We start from the raw sequence: 26,873 nt of genomic DNA, 5'->3' as shown, positions 1-26,873 counted from the left end.
AGCCCGCGTGAACCAGACCTACGCGGTGGCCGCCGTCACCGCCGTGGTGCTCGCCACCGTGCTCATCGGCGCGCTCGGCCTGCGCATATCCCGCACCACCTCCGACTTCTACGTCGCCTCCCGCACCGTGAAACCCGGCCTCAACGCCGCGGCGATCAGCGGCGAGTACCTGTCCGCCGCCTCCTTCCTCGGCATCGCCGGACTCGTCCTGCTCCAGGGCCCCGACATGCTCTGGTACCCCGTCGGTTACACCGCCGGATACCTCGTCCTGCTGGTCCTGGTCGCCGCCCCGCTGCGCCGCTCCGGGGCGTACACCCTCTCCGACTTCGCCGAGGCACGGCTGGAGTCCGCACATGTGCGCAGGCTCGCGAGCCTGTTCGTGGTCGGCATAGGCTGGCTGTATCTGCTGCCTCAGCTGCAGGGCGCCGGCCTGACGCTGGAGATCCTCACCGGCGCACCGGACTGGGTCGGCGGACTGGTCGTCGCGTTCGTCGTCACCGGGGCCGTCGCGGCGGGCGGCATGCGCAGCATCACCTTCGTCCAGGCCTTCCAGTACTGGCTCAAGCTCACCGCCCTGCTGGTGCCCGCCCTGTTCCTCGTCGCCGTCTGGGCGGGCGACGACACTCCGCGGGCCCGCTTCGACGCACCCGCCGTCTTCCGCGAGCACACCGACGTGCGCGTCGACGACACCGTCCGCATCGACCTCGACGCGCCGCTGACGCTCACAGTGACCGGCCGCGTCGACGGCACCCGTCACCAGGCACAGCGGATCACTCTCGACCGGGGCACGCACCGCGTCGACGCCGGCACCGTGCTCGCCTTCCCGCAGGGCGCCACGGTTCCCGAGCGGGCCGCCGCATCCGGCGCGGACACCTTCAGATGGTCCCAGCCGCTGTCGGGCGGGCGGGACGGCTATCAGCTGTACGCGACGTACGGGCTGATCCTCGCCACGTTCCTCGGCACGATGGGGCTCCCGCATGTCGCCGTCCGCTTCTACACCAGCCCGAACGGACGTGCCGCACGCCGCACCACCCTCGTCGTCCTCTCGCTGATCGGCGCCTTCTATCTGCTGCCGCCGGTGTACGGCGCCCTCGGCCGGATCTACGCTCCCGAACTCACCCTCACCGGGGCCGCCGACGCCGCTGTCCTGGTGCTGCCCGAGCGGATGATGGGCGGCCTCGCGGGCGATCTGCTCGGCGCGCTGCTCGCGGGCGGTGCCTTCGCCGCCTTCCTGTCCACGGCGTCCGGGCTGACCATGTCCGTGGCCGGTGTCATCACCCAGGACGTGCTGCCCTCGCGGGGCGTACGGCACTTCCGGCTCGCGACGGTGCTCGCCATGGCAGTCCCGTTCGCCCTCAGCGTCGTGGCGTCCCAGGTGCCGGTCGCCGACGCGGTGGGACTGGCGTTCGCCGTCTCGGCGTCGTCGTTCTGCCCGCTGCTCGTCCTCGGCATCTGGTGGCGCGGACTCACCCCGCCCGGTGCCGCTGCCGGTCTCGTGGTGGGCGGGGGAGCGGCACTGACCGCGGTGATGGCCACCCGCGCGGGGCTCGCGCCCGAGGGCTGGCCGCACACGCTGATGGCCTGGCCGGCCGTCTGGTCGGTGCCGCTCGGCTTCCTGACCATGGTGGCCGTGTCACTGGCCACACCCCGTCACATACCGCCGGGCGCCGCCGCGATCCTCGCCCGGCTGCATCTGCCGGAGGACCTCGTCGGCAGGCCACCACACGAAGGAGCTCAGCGTTGACCGGCACGGGAGTGGCCGCGCTCGTCGCGGCGGGGGCGGTGCTGCTCGCCGTCGGCATCGTGATCGGCCGCATCACGGCGCGCCGCGGCGCGGGGCCCGACCTCGATCTCGGCACGCCCGTCGAACGGGCCACCTTCCACACCCTGCACACCGCATCCCTCGCCGCGCCCCCGTTGCGGGCCGGGCTCACCGAGGACACCGCCCGCAAGGCCGCCCGGCGGCTGCGCTCGCTGCTCGGCACCGAGGCGCTCTGCCTCACCGACCGCGATTCCGTGCTCGCCTGGGACGGCCGCGGCGCCGACCACCACCGGGAACAGGTCCTGGCGCGCGTCGCCGAAATGCTGGACTCCGGGCGCAGCCAGAGCCTGCACTCCCAGTGCGCGGACCTCGAGTGCCCGCTGCGCTGGGTCGTCATCGCCCCTCTCACCGGCGAGGAAGGAGTGCTCGGGGCGCTCGTCGCCTACGGCTCACGGGAGTCGGCCGTGCTGGTGCGGGCGGCCACCGAGGTGGCCCGCTGGGTGTCCGTACAGCTGGAGCTCGCCGAACTCGACCGCTCCCGCACCCGGCTGATCGAGGCCGAGATCCGTGCGCTGCGGGCCCAGATCTCCCCGCACTTCATCTTCAACTCACTTGCCGCCATCGCCTCGTTCGTCCGCACCGATCCCGAGCGGGCCCGTGAACTGCTGCTGGAGTTCGCCGACTTCACGCGCTACTCGTTCCGGCGCCACGGCGAGTTCACCCATCTCGCCGACGAACTGCGCTCCATCGAGCAGTATCTGGCGCTGGCCGGCGCCCGGTTCGGCGACCGACTCAAGGTGACCCTCCAGGTCGCGCCCGAAGTGCTGCCGGTGACACTGCCGTTCCTGTGTCTGCAGCCGCTCGTCGAGAACGCCGTCAAGCACGGCCTCGAGGACTCCAGGAACGAGTGCCGCGTCACGATCATGGCGCAGGACGCGGGAGCGGAGGCAATGGTGACCATCGAGGACGACGGCGTGGGCATGGACCCGGAGGTGCTGCGGGGCATCCTGGCAGGGGAGCGGACCTCCGCCTCGGGCATCGGCCTGTGCAATGTCGACGAGCGGCTGCGCCAGGTGTACGGGGACGGGCACGGCCTGGTGATCGAGACAGCCGTCGGCGCAGGCATGAAGATCACGATCCGCATCCCCAAGTACCGCGCGGGAGTGCATTCGTCGGCGGGCCCGCGGACGGATACCTGACGGGCCGGTGGCGGTCGGGCGCCTCAGTACAGATGAACGGCCAGATGGCCGAGCGGCAGACCCAGCTGCCAGGCCGGAGTCCACACCTGTACGGCCTCGTCGACACCGCACTCCAGCGGCTGGTGCGCGGCCTGCCAGGGCTCCAGGCCCCCGAGGTCGGCGGCGAGCAGCTCGGTCTCGCGCAGCCACCGCCAGGCATCGACGGCAAGGTCCCGATCGGGATCGTCACCCCCATGCGTGGCTCTCGCCTCCAGCTGCGCCTGCACCCACTCCTGCCAGGGATGGCCGTAGGAGGTCAGGCCCAGCCAGTCCTCGATGCGGGCGGCCGAGTTCTCGGCGGAGAAGTCGTCCCTCGTCTCGCACAGATGAATGGTGAGCGCGAGCGTCTGCCGGCCCGCGCGGAACTCCAGTGAGCCGCTCTCCACCAGAGCGCTCGACCGCAGCATCTCGTCGGCGATGTACTCGGCGCACAGCCACGCCATGGGCACGGCGAGCCCGCCACCGCTGGTGCCATTCGTACTCTCGGGCTGCACCCGCACCACCCTCTCCCCTACACGTTCGTCCGCTTCGTCCGCGCCTCGACCACGAGCCTGTACCGACTGACACGGCTGGGGGCCCTTCTTTTCTCAACTTGAACGTGACGTTTCGCATATCGCCACGTCCGGTGCGGGGCCCTAGAGGGACAGGTCGCCCGGCGGTGCGTCAGTGGCGCACGGGACGGCGCGCCCGGCTGTAGCCGGGCAGTCCGCGGGCAAGTGCGCGAAGGGCGTAGTGCGACCGCGACTTGACGGTGCCCGGTGGTATCCCGAGCGCCTGCGCGGCCTCGTTCACGCTCAGCCCGTGGAAGTAGATCTGCACCAGCACGGCGCGGTGCTCGGGGCTGAGCGACTCCACGGCGGCGCGCACATCGAGCACGGCGACGGCGCTCTCGGTGGGGTCGCAGGGGTCGGCCGTGGTGGCGAGCACCCCGTCACCGATCTCCGTGGGGCGGGCCATGCGCGAGCGGCGGGCGTCGATCGCGAGCCGGCGGCCGACGGTGAACAGCCAGGGCCGCATCGACTCGTAGGGGGCGTCGAACGCCTCGGGGTGCTGCCAGGCCTTGACGAAGGTCTCCTGCAGCAGGTCCTCGGCACGCTGCTGGTCGCCGTAGGTCAGCCCCTGCAGAAAGTTCATCAGGGCGGGGCCGTGCTCACGCTGCAGCTCCACCAGGGCCCGCTCGTCGGTCGTCGCGGTCGCCGTCGCCATTGCCAACACCCTTTCCCGCAGAGGTCGCTGCCACGTGGCGTATCCGAACGCATCCCGGCGCCCGGGGACAGGCGGCGTACAGCGGTCTTCGGCGAACGGTCGTACGGAGCGGTGAATGGTGCGGTGAACGGTCGGCCGGACCGGCGGCCGAACGGAACGCACAGGTCCGCTCCGGTGACCGGCCCTGCTAAGGAACGACGGTCACCGGCCAGCGGCCGGCCTTCACCAGCCGTACGGCGACCGAACCGACGATCCGGTGCCCCGCCGACTGTGAGGCCCCGACCACCACGGCGTCCGCCTCCAGCCGGTCGGCCGCGGTGACCAGACCGCTGAACGGGTCACCGTGGAAGGTGTGGAACTCCCAGCGGACGTCCCAGATGCCCTTCACCCTTTCCGCCGCCGACCGGATCTCCGCCACCAGGCTCTCGGCGATCTCCCCGGTCGTGTCCGCCACCGGCGCCCCGAGCGCGGCGCCCGCGGGCAGCACCGGCTGCACGTAGACGATGGCCAGCAGCGCGTTCTGCCGCCGCGCCAGCCCTCCCGCATACGCCGCGGCCCGCAGCGAGGAGTCGGATCCGTCGACGCCGACGACGATCACCTTGGGGCCGTCCGTACCGCGTTCGAAACGGTGAGGCGCGTGCTCGTTCACACGAACGAGGCTATCGGCTCCGACAGGCGGTCCGCCGGGGGTCTCCTTAGAGTGCAGATCATGAGTGTCACCGTGGCGCAGCGCACTCCCGCCCGCGGCAGCCTGGCTTCCAAGGTGCCCGGCGCGTTCGCGGTGTTCTTCGGGCTGCTGGGGGCGTTCTGCGTACTCCTCGCCCTCATCCCGCCGCTGCGGCTCCTGCTGCACCCCGTCGTCCTGTTCCTGGACCGTTTCGCCGTCCCGGTCAGCGCCAACCTCGCCTACGCCGTGTTCCTGCTGCTGCTCGCCGCCGCCGTCGGAGCCCGCAAGCGGGCCGCGTGGTGGCTCGTCGTCATCTATCTGGGGCTGCTGGCGCTGTCCGATGTCCTGGTGCTCGTCATCGCCGCGGAATGGGCCTGGCTGCCCAACCTGGTGCTGTGTCTGCTCGCCATCGCGGTCCTGATCCGGGCCCGTGGCGAGTTCTACGCCCGCAGCAGACGCGGCACGTTCCGCCGTGCCCTTGCCGTGCTGGTGCTGGGCCTGGCGGCCGGGATCCTCGTCGGCTGGGCCCTCGTCGAGGTGTTCCCGGGAGGACTGCCGCAGAGCCAGCGGCTGCTCTGGGCCGCCAACCGGGTCCTCGGTGGACTGGTGTCGGGCGACCAGTTCGACGGCAGGCCACCACGCTTCCTTTTCTTCCTGCTCGGACTGTTCGGCGCGCTCGCCCTGCTTGCCGCCGCCCACACCCTGCTGCGCTCCCAGCGTCTGGAAGCCGCACTCCACGGCGACGAGGAGGCCCGGCTCCGCGCCCTGCTCGGCGCCTACGGAGCCCAGGACTCGCTCGGCTACTTCGCCACCCGTCGCGACAAGGCCGTCGTCTTCTCACCCAGCGGCAAGGCCGCCGTCACCTACCGTGTCGAGGCGGGTGTCTGCCTGGCCAGCGGTGACCCGGTCGGCGAACGGGAGGCCTGGACGCCCGCCATCGACGCCTGGCTGGACCTCGCGCGGCGCTACGCCTGGGCCCCCGCGGTCATGGGCGCGTCGGAGGAGGGGGCCAAGGCCTACGCGCGGTCCGGACTCGGGGCGATCCAGCTCGGCGACGAGGCGATCCTGAACGTCGCCCGCTTCGACCTGGGCGGCCGGGACATGCGCGTGATCCGGCAGGCGGTGAACCGGGTCAAGCGGACCGGCGCGCACACCCGCATCCGCCGCCACCGCACCCTGACCGACGAGGAGATGCAGCACATCGTCGACCGGGCCGACGCCTGGCGGGACACCGAAGCCGAACGCGGCTTCTCCATGGCCCTGGACCGGCTCGGGGACCCGGCCGACGGAGACTGCCTGCTCGTCGAGGCCCTCGACGGCGACGGCGAACTGATCGCGCTGCTGTCCTTCGTGCCCTGGGGCGAGGACGGGATCTCCCTCGACCTGATGCGCCGCGACCCCGGGGCACCCAACGGGATCATGGAGTTCATGGTCGCCGAGCTGTGCGCCCATGCCGGCAAGATCGGCGTCCGCCGTATCTCCCTCAACTTCGCGGTCTTCCGCTCGGTCTTCGAAGAGGGCGCCCGCATCGGCGCCGGTCCCGTGCTGCGGCTGTGGCGCCGGTTGCTGCTCTTCTTCTCCAGGTGGTGGCAGCTCGAGGCCCTGTACCGGTCCAACGTGAAGTACCAGCCCGACTGGTATCCGCGCTTCCTGTGCTACGGCGACGGAGGCTCGCTCGCCCGCGTCGGACTCGCCTCCGGGATCGCCGAAGGCTTCGTCTCCGTACCGAGCCTGCGCACCATGTGGGGGAGAGGACGGTCGGGCAGACGGCCCGAGGGCGTGGTCCCACCCCTGTCCACCGAAGGACTGCCGTCCATCGACGCGCTCGGCCTGGCCGCGCCGGCGACGGCCGCCGGGGCGGGCCAGGAACGGCTCCCCGAGCAGGTACGCATCCGCCACGCCAAGATGGAGAGGCTGCGTGCCGCCGGCATCGATCCGTACCCCGTCGAGATCCCCCGGCGCACCCGTACCCTCGCCGAGATCAGAGCCGCGCACTCGGCGGACGCCCCCGGCAGCCGAAGCGGCGAACGGGTGACGGTCGCCGGACGGGTGATGGTCGTACGCGACCTCGGCGGCATCGTCTTCGCCCTGCTGCGCGACTGGTCGGGCGATCTGCAGCTGGTCCTCAGCCGCGCCGCGGCCGGCGACGGCGTGCTGGACGGCTTCACCTCCACCGTCGACTTCGGCGACCACATCACCGCCGACGGCGAGATCGGCGTCAGCGACCGGGGCGAGCTCTCCGTCTTCGTCACCGGCTGGCGGCTGACCGGCAAATGCCTGCGCCCGCTGCCCGACAAACGGCACGGGCTCGCCGACCCTGAGGCCCGCGTGCGGCAGCGCTATCTGGATCTCGTCGCCAGCCCCGACGCGCGCGACGTCGTGCGCCGCCGGTCCACCGCCGTTCAGGCACTGCGACAGGGCCTGCTGGACCGCGGTTTCCTCGAGGTCGAGACGCCGATGCTGCAACAGATCCACGGCGGAGCCAACGCCCGGCCCTTCACCACCCACATCAACGCCTACGACCTCGACCTGTATCTGCGCATCGCGCCCGAGCTGTACCTCAAACGGCTGTGCGTGGGCGGCATGGAGAAGGTCTTCGAGATGGGCCGCACGTTCCGCAACGAGGGCGTGTCCTACAAGCACAACCCCGAGTTCACGATGCTCGAGGCCTACCAGGCCTTCGCCGACTACGACGAGATGCTCGAGCTCACCCGGGAGCTGATCCAGGGCGCGGCGACCGCCGCCTTCGGTTCTCAAGTCGCCCACAAGGCCGGTCCGGACGGCAAGCTCGTCGCCCACGACATCTCCGGCATCTGGCCGGTCAGGACGGTGCACGAGGCGATCTCCGCGGCGCTCGGCGAGGAGGTGGACGCCGACACCGAGGAGCAGGCGCTGCGTACCCTGTGCGACCGTGCGGGCGTTCCGCACATCCCGGACGACACCCGCGGCGACATCGTCCTGGAGATGTACGAACGGCTGGTCGAGGAAAGGACGAAACTGCCCACGTTCTACAAGGACTTCCCGACCGATGTCTCCCCTCTCACGCGCCGGCACCGCCATGACCCACGGCTGGCCGAACGCTGGGACCTGGTCGCGTTCGGTACGGAACTGGGTACGGCATACTCGGAGTTGACCGACCCTGTGGAGCAACGGAGCCGGCTGACCGCGCAGTCGCTGCTCGCGGCCGGCGGTGACCCTGAGGCCATGGAGATCGACGAGGACTTCCTGGCCGCCCTGGAGTACGCCATGCCGCCGACCGGAGGCCTGGGCATCGGCGTCGACCGGCTCGTCATGTTCCTCACGGGACTGACCATCCGCGAGACCCTGCCCTTCCCGCTGGTCCGCCGCACCTGAGCCGCGCAGGAGCTGCCTGTCGCAGCTGACGTATCTCCGGTACGCATCCGATGTACGCAGCGCCACCAGGTGCTTCGCGCAGCACTGCTCCCATCGGGTGGTTTCGCCGGCGCATCCGGTGTCGCTGTGCGATGCGCGGCGCTCATCATGCGAGCAGTTGGCCATGAAAAAGGATCAACCGACTCCCGGCCGTCGCTCGGTGCTCCGTACGGCCGCATGTCTGGGCGCCGTCGCCACTGTCGGACTCATTGCCTCCGAGCAGGTGCGAAGGCCGGGAAAGAAGCCGGTCCCGACCCCGGCCCCGACCGCGGCGCCGGCGGCGGGGCCGACCGTGGCAGCGGGGCCACCGCACGGCCTGCCGCAGGCCGGGGCCCGCCCTCGCAAGGCCTCCGCCTACCGTCTCCAGCCCATGGCGGGGTATGCCGCGCCCGTGCTGCGCCGCCCGGCACCGCCCGTGCGCACATCGCCGTTCCTGAAGGTGGCGGATGTCGGACGGGCCCTGGTGCTCACCTTCGACGACGGGCCCGATCCGCGCTACACGCCCGCGATCCTGAAGACACTGCGCAAGCACGCAGTGCAGGCGATGTTCTTCGTGTGCGGTGAGATGGCCACCAACAACCGCGATCTGCTGCGCGAGATGGCCGACGACGGGCATGTGGTGGGCAACCACTCGTGGTCGCATCCGCGGATCCCCGACCTTCCGCCGTCCCGGATCCGCAGGGAGCTGGGCCGCACCAGCGAGGTGGTCGAGAGGACGCTGGGGGAGGCGCCGCTGTGGTACCGGGCTCCCTACGGCGCCTGGAACAGACTGTCCTTCGAAATCGGCGCCGAGCTCGGCATGGAGCCGCTCGGCTGGACGGTGGACAGCCACGACTGGACGGAGCCCGGGACCGCGGCCATCGTGCGACGGGTACTGGACGGCGCCGCGCCGGGCGTGATCGTGCTCTCGCACGACGCCGGCGGCGAGCGGTCGCAGAGCGTCGCAGCACTGCGCAGGTATCTGCCCGAGCTGCTGCACGACGGATACCGGATCACCGTGCCGCGTCGCTGAACGCGGCGTCCGGCGCTGGGACCGAGCGCCGGACGCGGTGGCCCGGGAGCCGCGAAGGGACCGTGGGGCAGGGGCAGGGGCAGGGGCAGGGGCAGGGGCGAAGGGGGATCAGGGACAGGGGATCAGGGCGAGGATGTGACGGCTCTGACCATCCGTGCGAAGACGACGACGTTGCCGTCGTAGCCGTCCGTCTGCGAATAGCCGCCGCCGCAGGTGATGACCCGCAGTTCGGGCTGGCCCGTGTCGCCGTACACCCGGGCCCCCGGGAAGTCGTTCTTGGAGAACACCTCGATGCCGTAGATCTCGAAGACGGCCACGCGCCCGTCGGACCGGGACACCTCGATCTGCTGGCCGCGCTGGAGTGCACCGAGCCCGTAGAAGACGGCAGGACCCGTCTGGTTGTCGACATGCCCCACGATCACGGCGGTGCCGCGCTGTCCGGGCGAGATCCCGTTCTGGTACCAGCCCGCGAGGTTGGGTTCCTCCGGCGGCGGGGCACCAACCCAGCCGTCCTGGTCCAGACCGACATCCATGACCGGAGCGTCAACCTTGAGCGCCGGGATCCGCACGCGCGCCGCGGGGGCGTACGGCAGCGGCTCCAGCGGTACGGGCAGAAACGTTTCCCCCTGGAAACGGCCGTTCAGGGTGGCGGCGTGGGCCGGCTGCGGCGGGCCGAGCGCGACGTCCACTCCGTTCTTCATCAGAGCGATTCCGCTGAGCATGACGAGAGCCAGGACGCCCCAGGGCGAGCGCCTCCTCGACTCCGAATCGCCTGTGTGGTGGCGCATGGTTCTCCCTTCGTACGCCTGTAGGCACGCTAAGCGCATGCTGCAAAGGCTGCGAGGAGGGAACGGCGAACGGGTGGCGGGGGCCACTCGGGGTGATCCATCCGGGTAATCGGAAGATAAAAAGTTCTGACGGTCTGTGACCTGCGACTCCACCAGATCGCTCGGCGTGTCGCCTCACCAGGGCGGACCAACGCCGAAATGCGGCCGGTCAGCCCCCCAGTGAGTGTTCGTTATGGAAGGCGTACTCGTCGAATTTCCCGGAGCCCGGCTTTGGGGCGTCTTCCAGGAGGTTGAACGATGCGTGCCTATCGCGCTGTCGCGGCGACCGCGACCGCCTTCGCGGCAGTCGGGCTCTGCGCCCCGCTGGCCGCCGCGGGCGGTAGTCCCAGCGGCGGCCCCAGAAATGTCCGAGTCAGTCCATCTTCCGTCCACCAGGGCGGCATCCTCACCATCTCCGTCGACGGCTGCGAGCGGGGTGGCACGGTCAGGTCGAACGCTTTCCCGGACGCTCACCTCTCCAGGGACTTCGACGTCCGGGACGGCCTGGGGAACCTCGTCAACCGCGGGAACCTGGGCAGCCGCAGCGACTCCAAGGGCCGCGGTAACCTCGCCGACCGCGGAAGCTTCAACGACGCCGGGATCGTGGACGACGGCGGGGTGATCCTCGACGACCGCGGAATTCTCGGCGATCGCGGGCTCGACCCCCGTGGGAACTTCAACAACCGCGGGAACTTCAATGACCGCGGAGGTGACCGCGGGAACTTCAACGACCGTGGGAATCTGGGCAACCGCGGTGACTTCAACGACCGCGGAGGTGACCGCGGTGACTTCAACGACCGCGGGAATCTCGGCAACCGCGGTGACTTCAACGACCGCGGGAATCTGGGCAACCGCGGTGACTTCAACGACCGCGGGAATCTGGGCAACCGCGGTGACTTCAACGACCGCGGGAATCTGGGCAACCGCGGTGACTTCAACGACCGTGGGAATCTGGGCAACCGCGGTGACTTCAACGACCGTGGGAATCTGGGCAACCGCGGTGACTTCAATGACCGCAGGGATGACCGGGGCAATTTCGACGACCGCGGGAACCTGGGCAACCGGGGCAACTTCGACGACCGCGGAAACCTCGGCGTGCGCGGTGAGTTCGACGACCGCGACCTGCGGGACGGTCGTGCGGTTGCCTTTGCCCGGGTCAGGGACAACGCCACGCCCGGGCGCTACAACCTGACCGTCCGTTGCGACGGCAGCCCGGCTGTTGCCTCCGCGCAGTTCACCGTCCTCCGCGGCCGGGGCGCGCAGGGCGGTCTCGGCGGTTCGATCGGCCCCAGCTCCGCGGAGATGGGGGTGGGCGCCGGTCTGGTCGCCACGGCGGCCGTCGGCGGCAGCCTGTTCATCGTTCGTCGCCGTCGGATCGGCGGACAGGGCTGACCGGTCGAACCCCCGGTCGGTCAACCGCAAGTAGCCCCGAATCCTCAAGAGGATTCGGGGCTACTTACGGGTTCAGTGCTGGCGGGTCGAGGAACGCCGGCGGATCACGACGACGGTCGCGGTCGTCGCCGCGACGACGAGCGCGGCGCCGGCAATGATCTCGCCGGTGTTCAGACCGTCCATGCTGCCGCCGAGTCCGCCGCGGACGCCCTGGGGAGCCACGGTGGAGCCTGTGGTCGGAGTGGTGGTGCCGCCACGAATCGTGAGGTCGATGGTGCCGATACGGCCGATGCAGTTGAACTGCACCGAATACACGGAGCCGGGCCTGGCGTTGAGGTCGACGGTGGCCGCGGTCGACCCGTTCTGGGGGATCGTGACGGTGTCGAACACCCCGGAGGTGACCGTGGTCGTGCTGGGGCAGCCCCCGGCGGTCAGCGTGACGCGTCCGCCGGGGGCGACGGTCGAAGGGGTGACTCGGAAGTCGTAGGGAGTGGTGTTGATACTGGTGGCAGCGAGGGCGGTGGGAGCGGTCAGGGCGAGAGCGGCCACTCCCAGCAGAGCGGCGGATGCGGCACGTATCGCGCGCATGGTCAATCCTCCGGGTCTCCGAGGAGCATTTGCGGAACGGTTCCACAACGGGCGGACAGTGCACCTCGATCACGGAAACGCTAAAAGCGGGACGAACCGTCCGCGATCCGTGTCGGGCATTCGGGGTATAGCGGTCCCTCTGCTGGCCCAATGAAGCCCGTGCCGCCGCGTCATTCCCGGCCGGGGATGAGATGGGGGGCCGCGTCGGCGATCCGCGCGCGCATGGGCCGCCGCCGCAGGGCTTCGAGCGCCTCGCCGATCAGCTCGCTCAGCGGGTGGGACAGCTCGGCCTCGAAGGCGGTGGCCGCCGCCGCGGTCGCCTCCCACTCGGCGTCCAGCGCCGGCAGCAGGGACTCGGCCCTCGGGGTCAGTGCCGCGATGCGCCGCCGCCCGTCCTCACCGGGGCCGACCACGGCCAGCCCTTCCCTGACCAGTTGGGCCACAGTCTGGCTGGCCGCGGAGTGGGTCACGCCGATTGCCGCGGCCACCTCCTGGATGGTGCTGGGGCCACGGGCGGCCAGCATGCGCAGCACCGGCGTGTAACGGGGGCGCACTCCGTCCAGGCCGAGGTCGCTGTAGACGGCGGCGACATCCGCTTCCAGGAGCCCGAGCAGCAGGCGCAGCCGGGTGCCGAGCAGTTCGGGCCCGGCGGCGGGGGAGTCCATGGAGCTAATGTAACAGCGCTGTTGTATCTCTTCGGAGGGGTGTCGCCATGGCAGAGCTGTATCCGCCGATCGAGCCGTACGAGCAGGGAATGCTCGACGTCGGGGACGGCAACCGCGTCCACTGGGAGGTGTGCGCGAACCCCGGAGGCAAGCCGGCCCTCGTCGTCCACGGCGGTCCGGGCTCGGGCTGCGTACCCGGCATGCGGCGCTATTTCGATCCGGAGCGCTATCGGGTCGTCCTGTTCGACCAGCGCGGCTGCGGACGCAGCACGCCGCACGCGAGCGACCCGGCCACGGACATGCGGCACAACACCACCGGCCACCTGATCGCGGACATGGAACGTCTGCGCCAACACCTCGGCATCGAGCGCTGGCTGCTGTTCGGCGGGTCGTGGGGCTCCACCCTGATCCTCGCCTACGCCGAGCAGTACCCGGACCGGGTGTCCGGGATCGTCATCAACGGCGTCACCATGACCAGGCGCTCGGAGATCGACTGGCTCTACAGGGGTGTCGCCCGCTTCTTCCCCGAGCAATGGGACCGGTTCCGGGACGGCGTACCCGAGGCCGAGCGGGACGGCGACCTCGTGGCCGCGTACGCGCGCCTGATGGAGCACCCCGATCCTGCCGTGCGGGCGAGGGCGGCGGCCGACTGGTGCCGCTGGGAGGACGCCGTACTCTCCCTGGAACCGCACGGCGCGCCCGATCCGTACAGCGGCCGGCCCGACGACGCTCGGCTCGCCATGGTGCGGATCGCGTCCCGCTATTTCGCCCACGGTGCCTGGCTCGAGGAGGGTGCGCTGCTGCGCGACGCACGACGGCTGAAGGGGATCGAGGGTGTGCTCTTCCACGGCCGGCTCGATCTCAGCGGGCCGCTCGGCACCGCCTGGGAACTGACCCGTGTCTGGACGGACGCGGAACTGGTGGTCATGCAGGACGCGGGGCACAAGGGCAACGAGGCGATGCGGGCGCAGGTGACCGGCGCGCTCGACCGCTTCGCACGCCGCGACTGATATGTCTCCTGGGGCAGTTGAGATCCGGCCATTCCGCCTGGGGCGAATTGCGAGGGTGAGAGCCGGATTTCGCCCCTTCGCGGCTGCGGCCCGGGTCACCGTCAAAGATTTTTCCCGGCGCGTTGAACACAAGTCGTCCCGGCGTCCGTACCTAAGGCCATGAACGGCGCACCCTGGCGCCGGGACGGGTTCGAAAACTAACGGGAGTGGACATGAACACCTGGCGCAACGCCTCACTCGCGGTGACTGCGGCGGCCGTACTCTCGCTGACGACGGCGTGCGGTCAGGAAAAGGGAAACGAGACTCCCAACGGTCAGGCAGTCGGTGCCGCCCAGCCCGCGGATGCCGGCTACGGCTCCGGAGGGTACGGCGCCGACGCCGGCGGGGAGGCGGCCGGCGCCAAGCCCGCCGGTCAGCTCGCGGTCTGGGAGAGCAAGGACCTCGGCAAGGTCGTCACCGACAGTGCGGGCTTCACCCTCTACCGGTTCGACAAAGACACCGCCGAGCCGCCGAAGTCGAACTGCGAAGGTGACTGTGCAAAGGCATGGCCCGTCGTGGCCGCCGGCGGCGCCTCCCCGGCGCCGGGCGTCGACGACTCCCTGATCGGTCAGGTGACCCGGGCGGACGGCACCAAGCAGCTCACCATCGACGGCTGGCCGATGTACCGCTATGCCAAGGACACCAAGCCCGGTGACGTCAAGGGCCAGGGTGTGGGCGGCACGTGGTACGCGGCGGCTCCCGACGGCAAGAAGGCCGCCCCCGGAGCAGGCGGCGGCGAGGGTGCCGAGCAGGCCGACCTCGCGGGTCTGTCCGTGCGCAACGACCCCAAGCTCGGCGAGGTCGTCGTCGACAAGAACGGCATGACGGTCTACCGCTTCACGAAGGACTCCGCCTGGCCGATGAAGACGGCGTGCACCGGCGCGTGCCTCGACAAGTGGCCGGTGGTCGAGCCCGTCGACAAGAACGACACCGAAGGAATCCTGAAGAAGGGCTTCGTCACCTTCGACCGTCCGGACGGAATCAAGCAGCAGACCATCGACTGCTGGCCGATCTACACCTTCGCCGGCGACAAGAAGCCCGGTGACACCAACGGCCAGGGTGTCGGCGGTACTTGGTTCGCGGTCTCGCCGGAGGGCAAGCCGGTCGGAGCGCCCAAGTAGTCCCCACGTCGCGACTCCGGCAGGGCCGGCCCGTCTCACGCCTCTGGCGTGACGGCGGGCCGGTTGCATGTGCCGGTCGCGTGTGACCAAGAACGGACCGCTAATTTCCGTTTGGGCTCGCCCTCTTGGCGGGCGATCAGTAGCCTCGGCTCGAACGCTGGCCATGGACATGGCCGTCCCCCGTGGCGACTTGTTGGAGACTTCGATGGAGCGTCCCGCCTGGGCCCCGCAGGGCATCGACATATCGGTGCCGAGCGTGTCCCGCATTTACGACTACTACCTGGGCGGATCGCACAACTTCGAGGTCGACCGGGAAGCGGCGCGCAGGGCCATGGAGTTCATGCCGGGCCTCCCCAAAATCATGCAGGCGAACCGGGCGTTCATGCGGCGGGCCGTGAACTACGCGGCCGCCGAAGGCATCACCCAGTTCCTCGACATCGGTTCCGGCATTCCGACCTTCGGCAATGTTCATGAAGTCGCCCGCAGGGCGACGTCCGACGCCCGCGTCGTCTACGTGGACCACGACCCGGTGGCCGTCGCCCACAGCCGGGCCGTACTCGAAGGCGACGAGCAGTCCGCGATCGTCGCCGCCGATCTGCGCAAGCCCCGCCAGATCCTCGACAGCCCCGAAGTCACCGGACTGCTCGACCTCGAACGCCCGGTCGCGCTGATGCTGGTGGCCGTACTGCACTTCATCGAGGACGAGGACGACCCGAAGGCGGCCGTGGCCGAGCTGCGTGACGCACTGGCGCCGGGCAGCCTGATCGTCGTCACCCATGCCTCGTACGAAGGTGTGCCGGTGACGCAGGACGAGGCGGGCGCCGCCGTCGAGGTGTACCGCTCCATACGCAACCCCCTGATCATGCGCTCGCGCGACGACATAGCCCTCTTCTTCGACGGTTGCGCGATGGCCGAGCCCGGTCTGGTCCCCATGCCGCACTGGCGGCCGGACGTGGCCCCCGAGCAGGAGGATCCCTATGCCTTCTCCGGGTTCGCCGGGGTGGGGCGCACGGCGTGAAGGCGCCGGAGAAGTCGGCGCCGCCCGCGGGCGAACCGGACGGACCCGAGGACCGGCTGAGGAGATTCGCGACGATCTGGAGCCGGGCGATCTTCCCCGCCACGGCCACGTCGATGACCCGGCCCGAACTCGAGGCGCAGCTGCTGCCGCTGGCCCGGCAACTGGCCGGGGCGCTGCACGGGCGGCCGTTCGTCCCGCAGGCCGCAGGGCCGGTCGGGGCGGCTCTCATCGACGCCCACTGCACGGACCCCGACGTCCTCAGCCGCACCCTCGGCGTCATCGACGCCTATCTCGTCCTGTACTGCGGCACGGACGACGACGAGCAGCGGACCGCCGAGGAGAACAGGGCCCGCTGCGCCCGCCTGCAGCACGCGCTGGCGGCCGGCTTCGCCGGGGCCCTGCGCGAGCGCACCCTCTCCGAGCAGGAATCCATCGCCCGGTCCTCGCTGCTGGCGCGCAGCGACGCCCTCGACGCCATGCACGCCACCGAGGTCCGCTTCCGCGCCGTGTTCGAGGGGGCCGCGATCGGCATCGCGATCGCCGACCTCGAGGGCAATGTGCTGGAGGTCAACGACACGCTGACGCAGATGTTCGGCGGTCTCGAGCACCATGTGCGCGGCCGCAAGGTCACCGACTGGGCACACCCCGAGGACCGGCCCCAGGTGTGCGAGCTGTACCGCGAACTGGTACGCGGCGAACGCGACCACTACCGGACCGAGAAGCCGTTCTACCGCAACGACGGCACGGTCCTGTGGACCAATCTGACGGTCTCCCTGCTGCGCGACGCCGAGGGCCGGCCCCAGTACCAGCTGGCGCTGACGGAGGACACCACCGAGCGCCGGCTGCTCAATCTGCGGCTGCGCTACGAGGCCACCCACGATGCGCTCACCGGACTGCCCAACCGCACCCTGTTCTTCGAACGGCTGGAAAAGGCCGTCACCGCGGGCGACGGTGCCCGCTTCGGGCTGTGCTACCTCGACCTCGACGGCTTCAAGGCCATCAATGACAGCCTCGGCCATGCCACGGGTGACCGGCTGCTGGTGGAGGTCGCCGACCGGCTGCAGAGCTGCGCCACCGCACCCAGCGAGATGGTGGCCCGCCTCGGCGGGGACGAGTTCGTCGCGCTGACCACCGGGCCCGACACCCAGCGCGAGGTCGACGACTTGGCCACCCGCATCCTCGGCGCGCTCGCCACGCCCATCAACGTCGACGGCCGGGAGTTCTCGGTGCGCGGCAGCATCGGCATCGTCGAGGGGCCGGGCGGCGAGCGCACCAGCGCCGAGGTGCTGCGCAGCGCCGACATCACGATGTACCGGGCAAAATCGGCGGGCGGCAACCGCTTCGAGCTCGCCGATCCCGAGGCGGACGCGCGCGCCATCACCAGGCACGGGCTGACCAACTCCCTCCCGGCAGCCCTCGAGCGTGGCGAGTTCTTCATCGAGTACCAGCCCCTGGTGCACCTCGGCGACGGCAGCGTGCACGGCGCCGAGGCCCTGGTGCGCTGGTGCCACCCGCAGCACGGCGTGCTCGGGCCCGACCGCTTCATACCGCTCGCCGAACGCACCGGGCTGATCGTGCCGCTGGGCCGCTGGGTGCTCCAGGAAGCCGTACGCCAGGCGCGGTACTGGAGCAGACGCCACTCCGACGGCGGTCCGCTGCGGATCAACGTCAACCTCTCGCCCACCCAGCTCAAGCATCCCGGGCTCGTCACCGACACGATCGACGTCCTCGAGCGCTCCGGCCTCGAACCGCGCGCACTGTGCCTGGAGGTCACCGAGTCGGCGCTGATCGGAGCCGACGAGGATCTGCTCAAGCCGCTGCGTCAACTCGCCGAGATGGGCGTGGACATAGCGCTCGACGACTTCGGCACCGGCTACTCCAACCTTGCCAATCTGCGCCGGCTGCCGGTGAGCGTGCTCAAGCTCGACCGCTCCTTCACGCAGGGGATGCAGCGCCACCCCGCCGATCCCGTGGATCTGAAGATCGTGGAGGGCATCGTCTCACTGGCGCACAGCCTGGAGCTGGCCGTGACGGTCGAGGGAGTGGAGACCGGGCGGCAGGCGGAGCAGTTGCGGGACCTGGGCTGCGACACCGCCCAGGGCTGGTACTACGCGAGACCCGGCGCTCCGGACCGGATCCACACGCTGGTCCTCGCGGACGCGGTCTAGCCGGGGCCCTGCACGCCTACCTGCTCCAGCACCTGCCCCGACGACGCGAGCGCATCCGCATCCGCAGGGCCAGGGGGCCTGAACCACAACAAGCACCCCGGCGAACGTTCCGGTCACTGCAGTACCGGGGACCGGTCAGGAGGTCGTCCCGCCCCCTGTGGCCCGTGAGCCGAGCAGCACGCGCTGGAGCTCGAGGGCCGCCCGCGGCGGTGCGACGTCGCTGCGGTGCGCGAGCGCGATCGTACGGCGCAGACCGGGGCGGGCGAGCGGGGTGACGCGCAGATCGCCGCCCGCGCGCGCGGCCACCATGCTCGGCACGACCGCCGCGCCGAGCCCGGCGCGCACGAAGCCCAGTACGGCGTCCATCTCGCCGCCCTCCACGGTGAAGGAGGGCTCGAATCCGGCGGCGCGGCAAGCGGCGACGGTCAGTTCGCGCAAGTCGTAGCCGTGCCGGAACATCACCAGCGGCTCACCCTGGAGATCGGCGATCCGCACGGGCCGGCGGGGCTCCTTCGACGCGGGGGAGGTGACCACGACCAGGTCCTCCTGGAGCAGCTCGACCGTGGTGAGCGCGGGGGACGGGCTGGGCAGCGGCAGGACCACCAGGGCCAGATCGAGCGAGCCGCGCGCCAGTTCCCGTACGAGATCGTGCGAGCCGCCCTCCTCGATCAGCAGCCGGATGCCCGGATGCAGGGCGTGGAAGTCCCGCAGGACCTCGGGCAGCAGTCCCGTGCACAGACTCGGGGTGGCTCCCAGCCGTACCCGCCCGCGCCGCAGCTGGGCCAGCTCCTGCACCTCATGGCGCGCGGTGTCGGCGTCGGCGAGGATACGGCGGGCGAGCGGGAGCAGCGTCTCACCCGCGTCGGTGAGCGCGATATTGCCCCGCGCCCGGGCGAACAGGTCCGCCCCCAGCTCCTTCTCGAGTGCCCGGATCTGCTGGGAGAGCGACGGCTGGGAGACATGCACGCGCTCGGCGGCACGGGTGAAGTGCCGCGTCTCGGCGACGGCCACGAAGTAGGCGAGCTGCTGCAACTGCATGCTCCCAGGATAGGAGCACGATAGGCAGCGGCTATCGATATGAGCCGGATCATGTCTTGGACCTCTGATGGTTCCCGGCTCTAGCGTCGAAGGCATGGCTCTGGCAACGCGGACGGACCGACAACCGTCCCTCACGCGCACGTTCTGGGGATCGACCATCGGCAAGAAGACGGTCATGGCCGTCAGCGGCCTGGTCATGCTCGGCTATCTGGTCGCCCACATGTTCGGCAACCTCAAGATCTTCTTCGGTGCGGGCGAGTTCAACGCGTACGGCCACTGGCTGCGCACCATGGGTGAGCCGGTCATGCACTACGGATGGGCCCTCTGGCTCGTCCGCGTGGTGCTGCTCGCCGCAGTGGTGGGACACGGCGTCGCGGCGTATCAGCTCAGCCGCCGCGACATCCGTGCCCGGCCGGCCCGTTACCTGCACAAGCGCCCGCGGGCGAGCTACGCCACCCGCACCATGCGCTGGGGCGGGATCATCCTCGCGCTGTTCATCGTGTGGCATGTGCTCGATCTGACCACCGGCACGGTCCACACGGGCGGATTCCAGGAGGGCCACCCGTACCAGAACGTCGTGGACACCTTCTCCACCTGGTACGGCAACGTCATCTACATCGTCGCCATGCTCGCCGTCGGACTGCACATCCGGCACGGCTTCTGGAGCGCCGCACAGACCCTCGGCGCCGGCAACGCCGCCCGCGACCGGATCCTCAAGGGAGCGGCCAACGGGCTCGCTCTGCTGCTGACCGCCGGATTCCTCTCCGTACCCGTCGCCGTCATGACCGGAATGGTGAACTGACATGACCGACCACACCGGCTACTCGGCCTACGCGACCGGCGCGCCGCTGGCCGACACCAAGGCCCCCGACGGCCCCGTCGCCGAACGCTGGGACCGCCGCCGCTTCGAGGCCAGGCTGGTCAACCCGGCCAACCGGCGGGCGCACACCGTCATCGTGGTCGGCACCGGTCTCGCCGGCGGAGCGGCGGGCGCCACACTCGCCGAACAGGGCTACCACGTCGAGCAGTTCTGCTACCAGGACTCCCCGCGCCGGGCCCACTCCATCGCCGCACAGGGCGGCATCAACGCGGCCAAGAACTACCGCAACGACGGTGACTCGATCCACCGACTGTTCTACGACACCGTCAAGGGGGGTGACTTCAGGGCCCGGGAGTCCAACGTCCACCGCCTCGCCCAGATCTCCGTGGAGATCATCGACCAGTGCGTGGCCCAGGGAGTGCCGTTCGCCAGGGAGTACGGCGGGCTGCTCGACACCCGCTCCTTCGGCGGCGTCCAGGTGTCCCGCACCTTCTACGCCCGGGGCCAGACGGGCCAGCAGCTGCTGCTCGGCGCCTACCAGGCCCTCTCCCGGCAGATCGCCGCGGGAAACGTCACGATGCACGCCCGCACCGAGATGCTCGACCTGATCGTCATCGACGGGCGCGCACGCGGCATCGTCGCCCGCGACCTGATCACCGGAAAGATCGACACGTACGTCGCGGACGCCGTCGTGCTGGCTTCCGGTGGCTACGGGAACGTCTTCTATCTGTCGACGAACGCCATGAACTCCAACGCCACCGCCGTCTGGCGGGCGCACCGGCGAGGCGCCTGGTTCGCCAACCCCTGCTTCACCCAGATCCACCCCACCTGCATCCCACGCACCGGCGACCACCAGTCCAAGCTGACGCTGATGAGTGAGTCGCTGCGCAACGACGGCCGTATCTGGGTGCCGAAGGAGCCTGGCGATCACCGGCCGGCGAACGAGATCCCCGAGGACGAGCGCGACTACTACCTGGAGCGGATCTACCCTTCCTTCGGCAATCTCGTCCCGCGTGACATCGCCTCGCGTGCCGCCAAGAACGTGTGCGACGAGGGCCGCGGCGTCGGTCCGGGCGGCCAGGGCGTCTATCTCGACTTCGCCGACGCCATCCGGCGGATGGGCCGCGCGGCGATCGAGGAGAAGTACGGCAACCTCTTCGAGATGTACGAGCGGATCACCGCTCAGAACCCGTACGAGGTCCCGATGCGGATCTATCCGGCCGTGCACTACACGATGGGCGGGCTGTGGGTCGACTACGACCTCCAGACAACCGTCCCGGGTCTCTTCGCGATCGGCGAGGCCAACTTCTCCGATCACGGTGCCAACCGCCTCGGTGCGTCAGCGCTGATGCAGGGCCTCGCCGACGGCTACTTCGTCCTGCCGGCCACCATCAACGACTACCTCGCGCGAAACCGGTTCGACGGCACCGTCGGACCGGGCCATCCCGTGATCGCGGAGGCTGTCGCCGACACCGAGGACCGGCTGAACCTGCTGCTGGCGGTCGACGGCGACCGCACCCCCGACTCCTTCCACCGCGAGATCGGTGAACTCATGTGGGAGTACTGCGGGATGGCCCGCACCGAGAAGGGCCTGCTCAAGGCGCTCGAGCGGATTCCGCAGATCCGCGAGGAGTTCTGGCGCCGGATCAAGGTGCCCGGCACCGGCATGGAGTTCAACCAGTCGCTGGAGAAGGCCAATCGCATCGTCGACTACCTGGAGCTCGCCGAGCTGATGTGCCTCGACGCGCTGCACCGCTCCGAGTCCTGCGGCGGCCACTTCCGCGAGGAGTCACAGACAGCCGACGGCGAGGCCGCCCGCAGGGACGGGGAGTTCGCGTACGCGGCCGCCTGGGAGTTCAGGGGCACTGGTGAGGCGCCCGTCCTGCACAAGGAAGACCTCGTCTTCGAGTACGTCCACCCCACTCAGCGGAGCTACACATGAAGCTCACCCTGCGCGTCTGGCGCCAGCACAACTCCGGCGCCCCCGGCGCCATGGCCACCTACGAGGTCGACGGGATCTCCCCGGACATGTCGTTCCTGGAGATGCTCGACACGCTCAACGAAGAACTCATCCTGCGGGGCGAGGACCCGGTCGCCTTCGACCACGACTGCCGCGAGGGCATCTGCGGCGCGTGCAGCCTCGTCATCAACGGCGACGCCCACGGCCCGGAGCGCACCACCACCTGCCAGCTCCACATGCGGTCCTTCCAGGACGGCGACACCATCGACATCGAGCCCTGGCGGGCGGCCGCCTTCCCGGTCGTCAAGGACCTGGTGGTCGACCGCTCCTCCTTCGACCGGATCATCCAGGCCGGCGGCTACATCAGCGCCCCCACCGGTTCCGCTCCCGAGGCCCACGCCACCGCGGTGCCCAAGCCCGACGCCGACTCGGCCTTCGAGCACGCCGAGTGCATCGGCTGCGGCGCCTGCGTCGCCGCCTGCCCCAACGGCTCAGCCATGCTGTTCACCTCGGCGAAGGTCAACCATCTCAATGTGCTGCCCCAGGGTGCGCCCGAGCGGGAGACCCGGGTGCTCGACATGGTCGCCGCCATGGACGAGGAGGGCTTCGGCGGCTGCACGCTGGCCGGCGAGTGCGCGACAGCCTGCCCCAAGGGCATTCCGCTGCCGTCGATCGCGGCGATGAACAAGGAGTGGCTGCGGGCCGCGAGGAGCGTCCGACGCCGTTGACGAGCCGTCCGACGCGCCGTCAAGGACACGTGGGCGGACGCACGCCGGTGTCCGGCGTTCCGGGCCGCCGGTTGATCTCGCCGGACAAGGGGCCCCGGTCGGGACGGCCGCACGCTCGGCGTGCGCCGGAGTGCGGGACTGTCCCCCGCTCGGTGGAGGCATGGGTTCCGGACATGTTTGGGGAGTGAGGATCGACACAAGTCCGCACCCCGAGCCGGAGATTATTTACAAGAACGTCACATCTGCCGCTGAATCTTCGGTTCATGTCGTATAAAGCCGGGAGCCGGAAGCAAGATCAATTTTGTTCAAGTCTGCACATCGTATGACGACATGTCCGTATCAGGTGCAACCTCCTTCCGTCGACTTCGGGCGAGAGCGGATGGCCCTGTAGGCATGCAGGGCAACGGCGGTCACGACCACACCGCCGACCCGACCACAGCCATTCCTGGGGGGAACTCCCATGTCCCGAACAACCCGCCGTCAGGCCCTCGGTGTCGCCGCCGGCGCGGCCGCAGGGCTCGTGCTCATCGGCGCCGCGCCCGGCCGGGCGGCCCGGAGCGCCGCGCCCCCGCCGCGCACGCCGGCCCAGCCTGCCCCCTTCGACGAGGTCTACCGGGGGCGTCGTATACAAGGCGGGCCCTCGCACGCCGCCGGCCACCACGGCCACCACGGCGGCGGATACACCGTGCGCGTCGACGGCGAGGAGCTGCATGTGATGCGCAACGCCGACGACACCTGGATCAGCGTCGTCAACCACTACGAGCCGCATGCCACGCCGCGTGCCGTCGCGCGCGCCGCCGTCGTGGAACTCCAGGGCGCGGACCTCGTTCCCCTCGAACTCTTCTGATCCCGGAGCAGCCCGCACCATGACCGTACGCAAGAACCAGGCACAACTGTCCGCGGACGAGAAGCGCCGCTTCACCGATGCTCTGCTGGAGCTCAAGCGCAGTGGCCGCTACGACACCTTCGTCTCCACCCACAACGCCTTCATCATGAGCGACACGGACAACGGGGACCGGGTGGGCCACCGCTCGCCGTCCTTCCTGCCCTGGCACCGCCGCTACCTCATCGAATTCGAGCAGGCTCTGCAGTCCGTCGACGCATCGGTGGCCCTTCCCTACTGGGACTGGACCACCGACCGCACCTCCGCATCCTCTCTCTGGGCAGCGGACTTCCTCGGTGGCACCGGCCGTGCCAGGGACGGCCAAGTGCTCGACGGCCCGTTCTCCGGTCCCTCCGGCGCCTGGCCGATCAACGTCCGCGTGGACGGCCGGACCTACCTGCGCCGCGAGCTCGGAGCAGGTGGCCGGCAGCTGCCCACCCGTGCGGAGGTCGAGTCCGTCCTCGCCATGTCCACCTACGACGCCCCGCCGTGGAACAGCGCGTCGGACGGCTTCCGCAACCACCTCGAAGGCTGGCGCGGCGTCAATCTGCACAACCGCGTCCATGTCTGGGTCGGGGGCCAGATGGCCACCGGCGCCTCCCCGAACGACCCGGTGTTCTGGCTGCACCACTGCTTCATCGACAAGCTCTGGTCGCAGTGGCAGGCCCGTCACCCCGGCTCGACGTATCTGCCCGCGGCAGGTACCCGTAATGTCGTCGACCTGCGCGACACCATGCGTCCGTGGAACGACGTGACCCCCGCCGACATGCTCGACCACGCCCCGCACTACACGTACGACACGGCCGCCTAGGAGATTTCTGAAGATAGTGCCGTTCTGGCCCGGGATCTTCTGGTTCGGGGCCAGACTCGTATGCATGCTGGGGCGGCGGTCTGAGGAGCCGGTCGGGCCTGATGTGTGGGCCACGTGCCGGGAGTTGATTCCGGCTGGGAGTGTGTTCGCGTTCCTGGCCGAGCATCGGGATGCGCTGTTCCCGGAGGAGATGTTCGCTGACCTGTATCCCTCGCCGAACGGGCGGCCGTCGGTGCCGCCGCAGGTGCTGGCGTGTGCGACGGTGCTGCAGGTACTGGAGAACCGCACGGACCATGACGCGGTGGCCGAACTGCGGTGTGACCTGCGGTGGAAGGCGGCCTGTGGGCTGGGCCTGTACGACACGGGGTTCGATCCGTCGCTGTTCATCTACTTCCGGCGCAGGCTCGCGGCCTCCGGGGATCGGGACCGGATCTTCGCCCGGGTGCGGGAGATCATCAACAAGACCGGTGTACTCAAGGGCCGCCGCAGGCGGGCACGGGACTCGACTGTGTTCGAGGACGCGGTGGCCACCCAGGACACCGTCACCCAGCTGATCGCGGCCATCCGCCGGGTGATCCGCGAGGTTCCCGGTGCCGCCGAGGCCGCTGCCGCCCAGTGCCGTGCGCACGACTACCGCGATCCGGGCAAGCCCCGGATCGCCTGGGACGACGAAGCAGCACGGGACCGCCTGGTGGATGCCCTGGTCACCGACGCGTTGCGGCTGCTGGGCCATCTGCCCGAGCAGAATCTGGGCGACAAGGCCGCGAACGCGGTGGGCATCCTGGCCCTGGTCGCCGGGCAGGACGTGGAGTTCGCCGAGGAATCCGACGGCACCGACGGCCGGTGGCGGATCGCCCGGAAGACCGCCCCGGGCCAGCAGCTCCTCGCTCGTGCGGTGCACCTGTCCCAGACCGTGGCACTCGGGGCACGCACCCGCCGCCGTGTTGGCCGAGAAGGCGTCCGAGTCCAGCCGTGAAGCGCCCTCGGGATAGTCACCCACCCGCGAGAACAGCATCCGCAGCGAGTTGGACAGCGTGGTGACCGTGCCCACGGAGGAGCGCGAGGTGGGGGAGGAGCGGCGCTGTTCCAGCGAGACCGCGGGCGGCAGCCCGGTGATCTCGCCGGCCTTGGGCGCGCCGACCTGGTGGATCAGCCGCCGGGCATAGGGGGCGACGGACTCGAAGTAACGCCGCTGGGCCTCCGCGTAGATCGTGCCGAACGCCAGCGAGGACTTCCCCGACCCCGAGACCCCGGTGAAGACCACCAGGGCGTCCCGCGGGATGTCGACATCGACACCGCGCAGATTGTGCTCCTGGGCGCCGCGGACGCGTACGAACGGGTCGTGGGGGGTGTGCATGGCGGACGATTCTAGGCGTTCGGCCAGGTCATGCCGGGCCGGCCGGTCAGGCTCGGGCCGGTGCGGACAGGCCCGCCACCCGGGCCAGCCGCCTGAAGGAGTCCAGCAGCGCCTCGCGGTCGTACGTACTGGTCGTGACCAGTACCTCGTCGGCCGCGCTGTCCCTGATCACCGCAGACAGTACGTCGGCCACCTGGGCCCCGGTCCCGGCGATGTGTCCCTCGAGGCCGGCTTCATAGTGCGAGCGCTCGCGGGCGGTCATCGTCATCGACTCGATCCGCTCCGGCGCGGCGAGCGGCGGAAAGGAGCCTTGCGTACGGGAGTACGCCGCCGACCAGGCCTCCGGTCCCAGCAGCCGGCGTGCCTCCTGCTCGGTCCGGGCCACCACGACCGTGCCCGAGACGATGACATACGGCTGCTGGGCCCACATCGACGGCCGGAACCCGCTGCGGTAGAGGTCGATGGCGCTGAGCATCCGCTCGCGGTGGCGCATGTCCCCGATGACCAGCGGCAGCCCCGCGCGGGCCGCGATCGAGGCACCCTCGCCGGTGGCCAGCACATACGGCGGGACGCGCAGACCCTCGGCCGGGCGGGCGTGCACCTGCGGACCGGGCCTGTGCCCGCCGGTGCCCGACCCGTCCGACGGACGGCCCCCGGACCCGTCGAAGTAGCCCAGGAGCTCGTCGAGCTGCTCGGCGAAGCCGTCCGCGTCCTTCCTGTCCCGTCCGAGTGCCCGCCGTACGCCGTCGGTGAAGCCCACCGAACGGCCGAGTCCCATGTCGACCCGGCCCGGGTACAGCGACTCGAGCACCCCGAACTGCTCGGCGACGACGAGCGGTTGGTGGTTGGGCAGCATCACCCCGCCGGTGCCGACACGGATCGTCGACGTCGCCGCGGCCACGGCCGCCGCGAGCACGGTCGGCGCGGAGCCCGCGACACCGGGCACGCCGTGGTGCTCCGAGACCCAGAAGCGGTGGTAGCCGAACGCCTCCACCTCCTGGGCGAGACGCACGGTCTCCCGCAGCGCCGAAGGGCCGTCATGACCCTCGCGGATGCGGGAACGGTCGAGAACGGACAGCCGGACGGACGCGATCGGTGAACTCACACTCCGTTCAACGCGCACACCGTGCCCGGATTCCCCTGCCGCTGTCCGAGCCGCTGTCTAAGGTG

Annotated in this window: 22 protein-coding genes and 2 pseudogenes; 15 read left to right on the top strand and 9 right to left on the bottom strand. The window is 70.3% G+C overall.

Going from position 1 to position 26,873, the window contains the following annotated elements; genetic code table 11:
• Positions 1-7: 7 nt before the first annotated feature.
• Both OHS70_RS02780 and OHS70_RS02775 read left to right on the top strand, forming a co-directional pair.
• On the top strand, positions 8-1,744 hold the full coding sequence (locus tag OHS70_RS02780; protein ID WP_328393251.1) for a sodium/solute symporter: 1,737 nt from the start codon (positions 8-10) through the stop codon (positions 1,742-1,744).
• Positions 1,741-2,961: a sensor histidine kinase gene (locus OHS70_RS02775; protein ID WP_328393249.1), complete on the top strand. Its 1,221-nt coding sequence runs from the start codon at positions 1,741-1,743 to the stop codon at positions 2,959-2,961. Before OHS70_RS02780 ends, OHS70_RS02775 begins: the two co-directional genes overlap by 4 nt.
• A 23-nt stretch (positions 2,962-2,984) precedes the next feature.
• Here the strand turns inward: OHS70_RS02775 and OHS70_RS02770 are convergent, their stop codons facing one another.
• The 3 genes from OHS70_RS02770 to OHS70_RS02760 form a co-directional block, all read right to left on the bottom strand.
• Positions 2,985-3,494, bottom strand: coding sequence for a hypothetical protein (locus OHS70_RS02770; protein WP_328393247.1), 510 nt, complete (start codon positions 3,492-3,494; stop codon positions 2,985-2,987).
• A gap of 169 nt (positions 3,495-3,663) precedes the next feature.
• Positions 3,664-4,206, bottom strand: coding sequence for a sigma-70 family RNA polymerase sigma factor (locus OHS70_RS02765; protein ID WP_328393245.1), 543 nt, complete (start codon positions 4,204-4,206; stop codon positions 3,664-3,666).
• 187 nt (positions 4,207-4,393) lie between these two features.
• A complete protein-coding gene (locus OHS70_RS02760; protein WP_328393243.1) occupies positions 4,394-4,855 on the bottom strand; it encodes a universal stress protein in 462 nt (153 codons plus the stop codon).
• 60 nt (positions 4,856-4,915) lie between these two features.
• Between OHS70_RS02760 and lysX the strand changes: the two genes are divergently transcribed.
• Positions 4,916-8,227: a bifunctional lysylphosphatidylglycerol synthetase/lysine--tRNA ligase LysX gene (gene lysX, locus OHS70_RS02755; protein ID WP_328393241.1), complete on the top strand. Its 3,312-nt coding sequence runs from the start codon at positions 4,916-4,918 to the stop codon at positions 8,225-8,227.
• A 163-nt stretch (positions 8,228-8,390) separates the two neighbouring features.
• On the top strand, positions 8,391-9,278 hold the full coding sequence (locus OHS70_RS02750; RefSeq protein WP_328393239.1) for a polysaccharide deacetylase family protein: 888 nt from the start codon (positions 8,391-8,393) through the stop codon (positions 9,276-9,278).
• Between the two features lie 122 nt (positions 9,279-9,400).
• On the opposite strand, the gene OHS70_RS02745 is transcribed toward OHS70_RS02750, so the two are convergent.
• On the bottom strand, positions 9,401-10,066 hold the full coding sequence (locus OHS70_RS02745; RefSeq protein ID WP_328393237.1) for a class F sortase: 666 nt from the start codon (positions 10,064-10,066) through the stop codon (positions 9,401-9,403).
• Positions 10,067-11,233: 1,167 nt separating this feature from the next.
• On the opposite strand from OHS70_RS02745, the pseudogene OHS70_RS38970 reads away from it, so the two are divergent.
• Positions 11,234-11,497: pseudogene (locus OHS70_RS38970) on the top strand (hypothetical protein); the annotation flags it as partial.
• Positions 11,498-11,569: 72 nt separating this feature from the next.
• Here the strand turns inward: OHS70_RS38970 and OHS70_RS02735 are convergent.
• Both OHS70_RS02735 and OHS70_RS02730 read right to left on the bottom strand, forming a co-directional pair.
• Positions 11,570-12,085: a hypothetical protein gene (locus OHS70_RS02735; RefSeq protein ID WP_328393235.1), complete on the bottom strand. Its 516-nt coding sequence runs from the start codon at positions 12,083-12,085 to the stop codon at positions 11,570-11,572.
• Positions 12,086-12,255: 170 nt separating this feature from the next.
• Positions 12,256-12,750 (bottom strand): helix-turn-helix domain-containing protein, encoded by a 495-nt coding sequence (locus OHS70_RS02730; RefSeq protein WP_328393233.1) that lies wholly within the window; start codon positions 12,748-12,750, stop codon positions 12,256-12,258.
• 47 nt (positions 12,751-12,797) lie between these two features.
• Here OHS70_RS02730 and pip point away from each other — a divergent pair, with 47 nt between their 5' ends.
• The 4 genes from pip to OHS70_RS02710 all read left to right on the top strand — a co-directional run bounded on the left by pip (position 12,798) and on the right by OHS70_RS02710 (position 18,106).
• Positions 12,798-13,760: a prolyl aminopeptidase gene (gene pip / locus OHS70_RS02725; protein ID WP_328393231.1), complete on the top strand. Its 963-nt coding sequence runs from the start codon at positions 12,798-12,800 to the stop codon at positions 13,758-13,760.
• A 212-nt stretch (positions 13,761-13,972) separates the two neighbouring features.
• Positions 13,973-14,920, top strand: a complete 948-nt coding sequence (locus OHS70_RS02720) for an SCO0930 family lipoprotein (RefSeq protein WP_328393229.1) — start codon at positions 13,973-13,975, stop codon at positions 14,918-14,920.
• Between the two features lie 205 nt (positions 14,921-15,125).
• Positions 15,126-15,938 carry an SAM-dependent methyltransferase gene (locus OHS70_RS02715; protein WP_328393227.1) on the top strand — a complete coding sequence of 271 codons (813 nt, stop codon included), beginning with the start codon at positions 15,126-15,128 and terminating at the stop codon, positions 15,936-15,938.
• On the top strand, positions 15,935-18,106 hold the full coding sequence (locus OHS70_RS02710) for a putative bifunctional diguanylate cyclase/phosphodiesterase (protein WP_328393225.1): 2,172 nt from the start codon (positions 15,935-15,937) through the stop codon (positions 18,104-18,106). The genes OHS70_RS02715 and OHS70_RS02710 overlap by 4 nt, the downstream gene beginning before the upstream one ends.
• A gap of 135 nt (positions 18,107-18,241) precedes the next feature.
• Here OHS70_RS02710 and OHS70_RS02705 read toward each other — a convergent pair whose 3' ends face one another.
• A complete protein-coding gene (locus OHS70_RS02705) occupies positions 18,242-19,144 on the bottom strand; it encodes a LysR family transcriptional regulator (protein ID WP_328393223.1) in 903 nt (300 codons plus the stop codon).
• Between the two features lie 94 nt (positions 19,145-19,238).
• On the opposite strand from OHS70_RS02705, the gene OHS70_RS02700 reads away from it, so the two are divergent.
• From OHS70_RS02700 to OHS70_RS02675, 6 genes are all read left to right on the top strand, one after another.
• Entirely contained in the window at positions 19,239-19,946 is a 708-nt protein-coding gene (locus OHS70_RS02700) for a succinate dehydrogenase (RefSeq protein ID WP_328393221.1), read from the top strand.
• Between the two features lies 1 nt (position 19,947).
• The gene (locus OHS70_RS02695; RefSeq protein WP_328393219.1) at positions 19,948-21,906 is read left to right on the top strand and encodes a fumarate reductase/succinate dehydrogenase flavoprotein subunit; all 1,959 of its coding nucleotides are present in this window, start codon (positions 19,948-19,950) and stop codon (positions 21,904-21,906) included.
• A complete protein-coding gene (locus OHS70_RS02690) occupies positions 21,903-22,652 on the top strand; it encodes a succinate dehydrogenase/fumarate reductase iron-sulfur subunit (protein ID WP_328393217.1) in 750 nt (249 codons plus the stop codon). The genes OHS70_RS02695 and OHS70_RS02690 overlap by 4 nt, the downstream gene beginning before the upstream one ends.
• Positions 22,653-23,112: 460 nt before the next feature.
• Positions 23,113-23,499 carry an apotyrosinase chaperone MelC1 gene (gene melC1 / locus OHS70_RS02685; protein ID WP_328393215.1) on the top strand — a complete coding sequence of 129 codons (387 nt, stop codon included), beginning with the start codon at positions 23,113-23,115 and terminating at the stop codon, positions 23,497-23,499.
• A 19-nt stretch (positions 23,500-23,518) separates the two neighbouring features.
• The gene (melC2, locus tag OHS70_RS02680) at positions 23,519-24,346 is read left to right on the top strand and encodes a tyrosinase MelC2 (protein WP_328393213.1); all 828 of its coding nucleotides are present in this window, start codon (positions 23,519-23,521) and stop codon (positions 24,344-24,346) included.
• A 64-nt stretch (positions 24,347-24,410) separates the two neighbouring features.
• Positions 24,411-25,322: a transposase gene (locus tag OHS70_RS02675; RefSeq protein ID WP_443062551.1), complete on the top strand. Its 912-nt coding sequence runs from the start codon at positions 24,411-24,413 to the stop codon at positions 25,320-25,322.
• Here OHS70_RS02675 and OHS70_RS02670 read toward each other — a convergent pair.
• Positions 25,221-25,703, bottom strand: a pseudogene (locus OHS70_RS02670) (ABC transporter); the annotation flags it as partial. The gene OHS70_RS02675 and the pseudogene OHS70_RS02670 overlap by 102 nt on opposite strands.
• 46 nt (positions 25,704-25,749) lie before the next feature.
• Positions 25,750-26,808, bottom strand: coding sequence for an LLM class flavin-dependent oxidoreductase (locus OHS70_RS02665; protein WP_328393211.1), 1,059 nt, complete (start codon positions 26,806-26,808; stop codon positions 25,750-25,752).
• Positions 26,809-26,873 lie beyond the last annotated feature (65 nt).

It is taken from the genome of Streptomyces sp. NBC_00390 (genome assembly GCF_036057275.1).
Lineage (GTDB): Bacteria > Actinomycetota > Actinomycetes > Streptomycetales > Streptomycetaceae > Streptomyces.
This window is presented reverse-complemented; position numbering and strand designations above follow the sequence as displayed.

What these genes read in the sequence shown, in the direction of transcription:
- OHS70_RS02765 (WP_328393245.1), bottom strand. Translation starts at nt 4,206, where the DNA reads ATGGCGACGGCGACCGCGACGACCGACGAGCGGGCCCTGGTGGAGCTG.
- lysX (WP_328393241.1), top strand. Translation starts at nt 4,916, where the DNA reads ATGAGTGTCACCGTGGCGCAGCGCACTCCCGCCCGCGGCAGCCTGGCT.
- OHS70_RS02750 (WP_328393239.1), top strand. Translation starts at nt 8,391, where the DNA reads ATGAAAAAGGATCAACCGACTCCCGGCCGTCGCTCGGTGCTCCGTACG.
- OHS70_RS02745 (WP_328393237.1), bottom strand. Translation starts at nt 10,066, where the DNA reads ATGCGCCACCACACAGGCGATTCGGAGTCGAGGAGGCGCTCGCCCTGG.
- OHS70_RS02735 (WP_328393235.1), bottom strand. Translation starts at nt 12,085, where the DNA reads ATGCGCGCGATACGTGCCGCATCCGCCGCTCTGCTGGGAGTGGCCGCT.
- OHS70_RS02730 (WP_328393233.1), bottom strand. Translation starts at nt 12,750, where the DNA reads ATGGACTCCCCCGCCGCCGGGCCCGAACTGCTCGGCACCCGGCTGCGC.
- pip (WP_328393231.1), top strand. Translation starts at nt 12,798, where the DNA reads ATGGCAGAGCTGTATCCGCCGATCGAGCCGTACGAGCAGGGAATGCTC.
- OHS70_RS02720 (WP_328393229.1), top strand. Translation starts at nt 13,973, where the DNA reads ATGAACACCTGGCGCAACGCCTCACTCGCGGTGACTGCGGCGGCCGTA.
- OHS70_RS02715 (WP_328393227.1), top strand. Translation starts at nt 15,126, where the DNA reads ATGGAGCGTCCCGCCTGGGCCCCGCAGGGCATCGACATATCGGTGCCG.
- OHS70_RS02705 (WP_328393223.1), bottom strand. Translation starts at nt 19,144, where the DNA reads ATGCAGTTGCAGCAGCTCGCCTACTTCGTGGCCGTCGCCGAGACGCGG.
- OHS70_RS02700 (WP_328393221.1), top strand. Translation starts at nt 19,239, where the DNA reads ATGGCTCTGGCAACGCGGACGGACCGACAACCGTCCCTCACGCGCACG.
- OHS70_RS02695 (WP_328393219.1), top strand. Translation starts at nt 19,948, where the DNA reads ATGACCGACCACACCGGCTACTCGGCCTACGCGACCGGCGCGCCGCTG.
- OHS70_RS02690 (WP_328393217.1), top strand. Translation starts at nt 21,903, where the DNA reads ATGAAGCTCACCCTGCGCGTCTGGCGCCAGCACAACTCCGGCGCCCCC.
- melC1 (WP_328393215.1), top strand. Translation starts at nt 23,113, where the DNA reads ATGTCCCGAACAACCCGCCGTCAGGCCCTCGGTGTCGCCGCCGGCGCG.
- melC2 (WP_328393213.1), top strand. Translation starts at nt 23,519, where the DNA reads ATGACCGTACGCAAGAACCAGGCACAACTGTCCGCGGACGAGAAGCGC.
- OHS70_RS02675 (WP_443062551.1), top strand. Translation starts at nt 24,411, where the DNA reads ATGCTGGGGCGGCGGTCTGAGGAGCCGGTCGGGCCTGATGTGTGGGCC.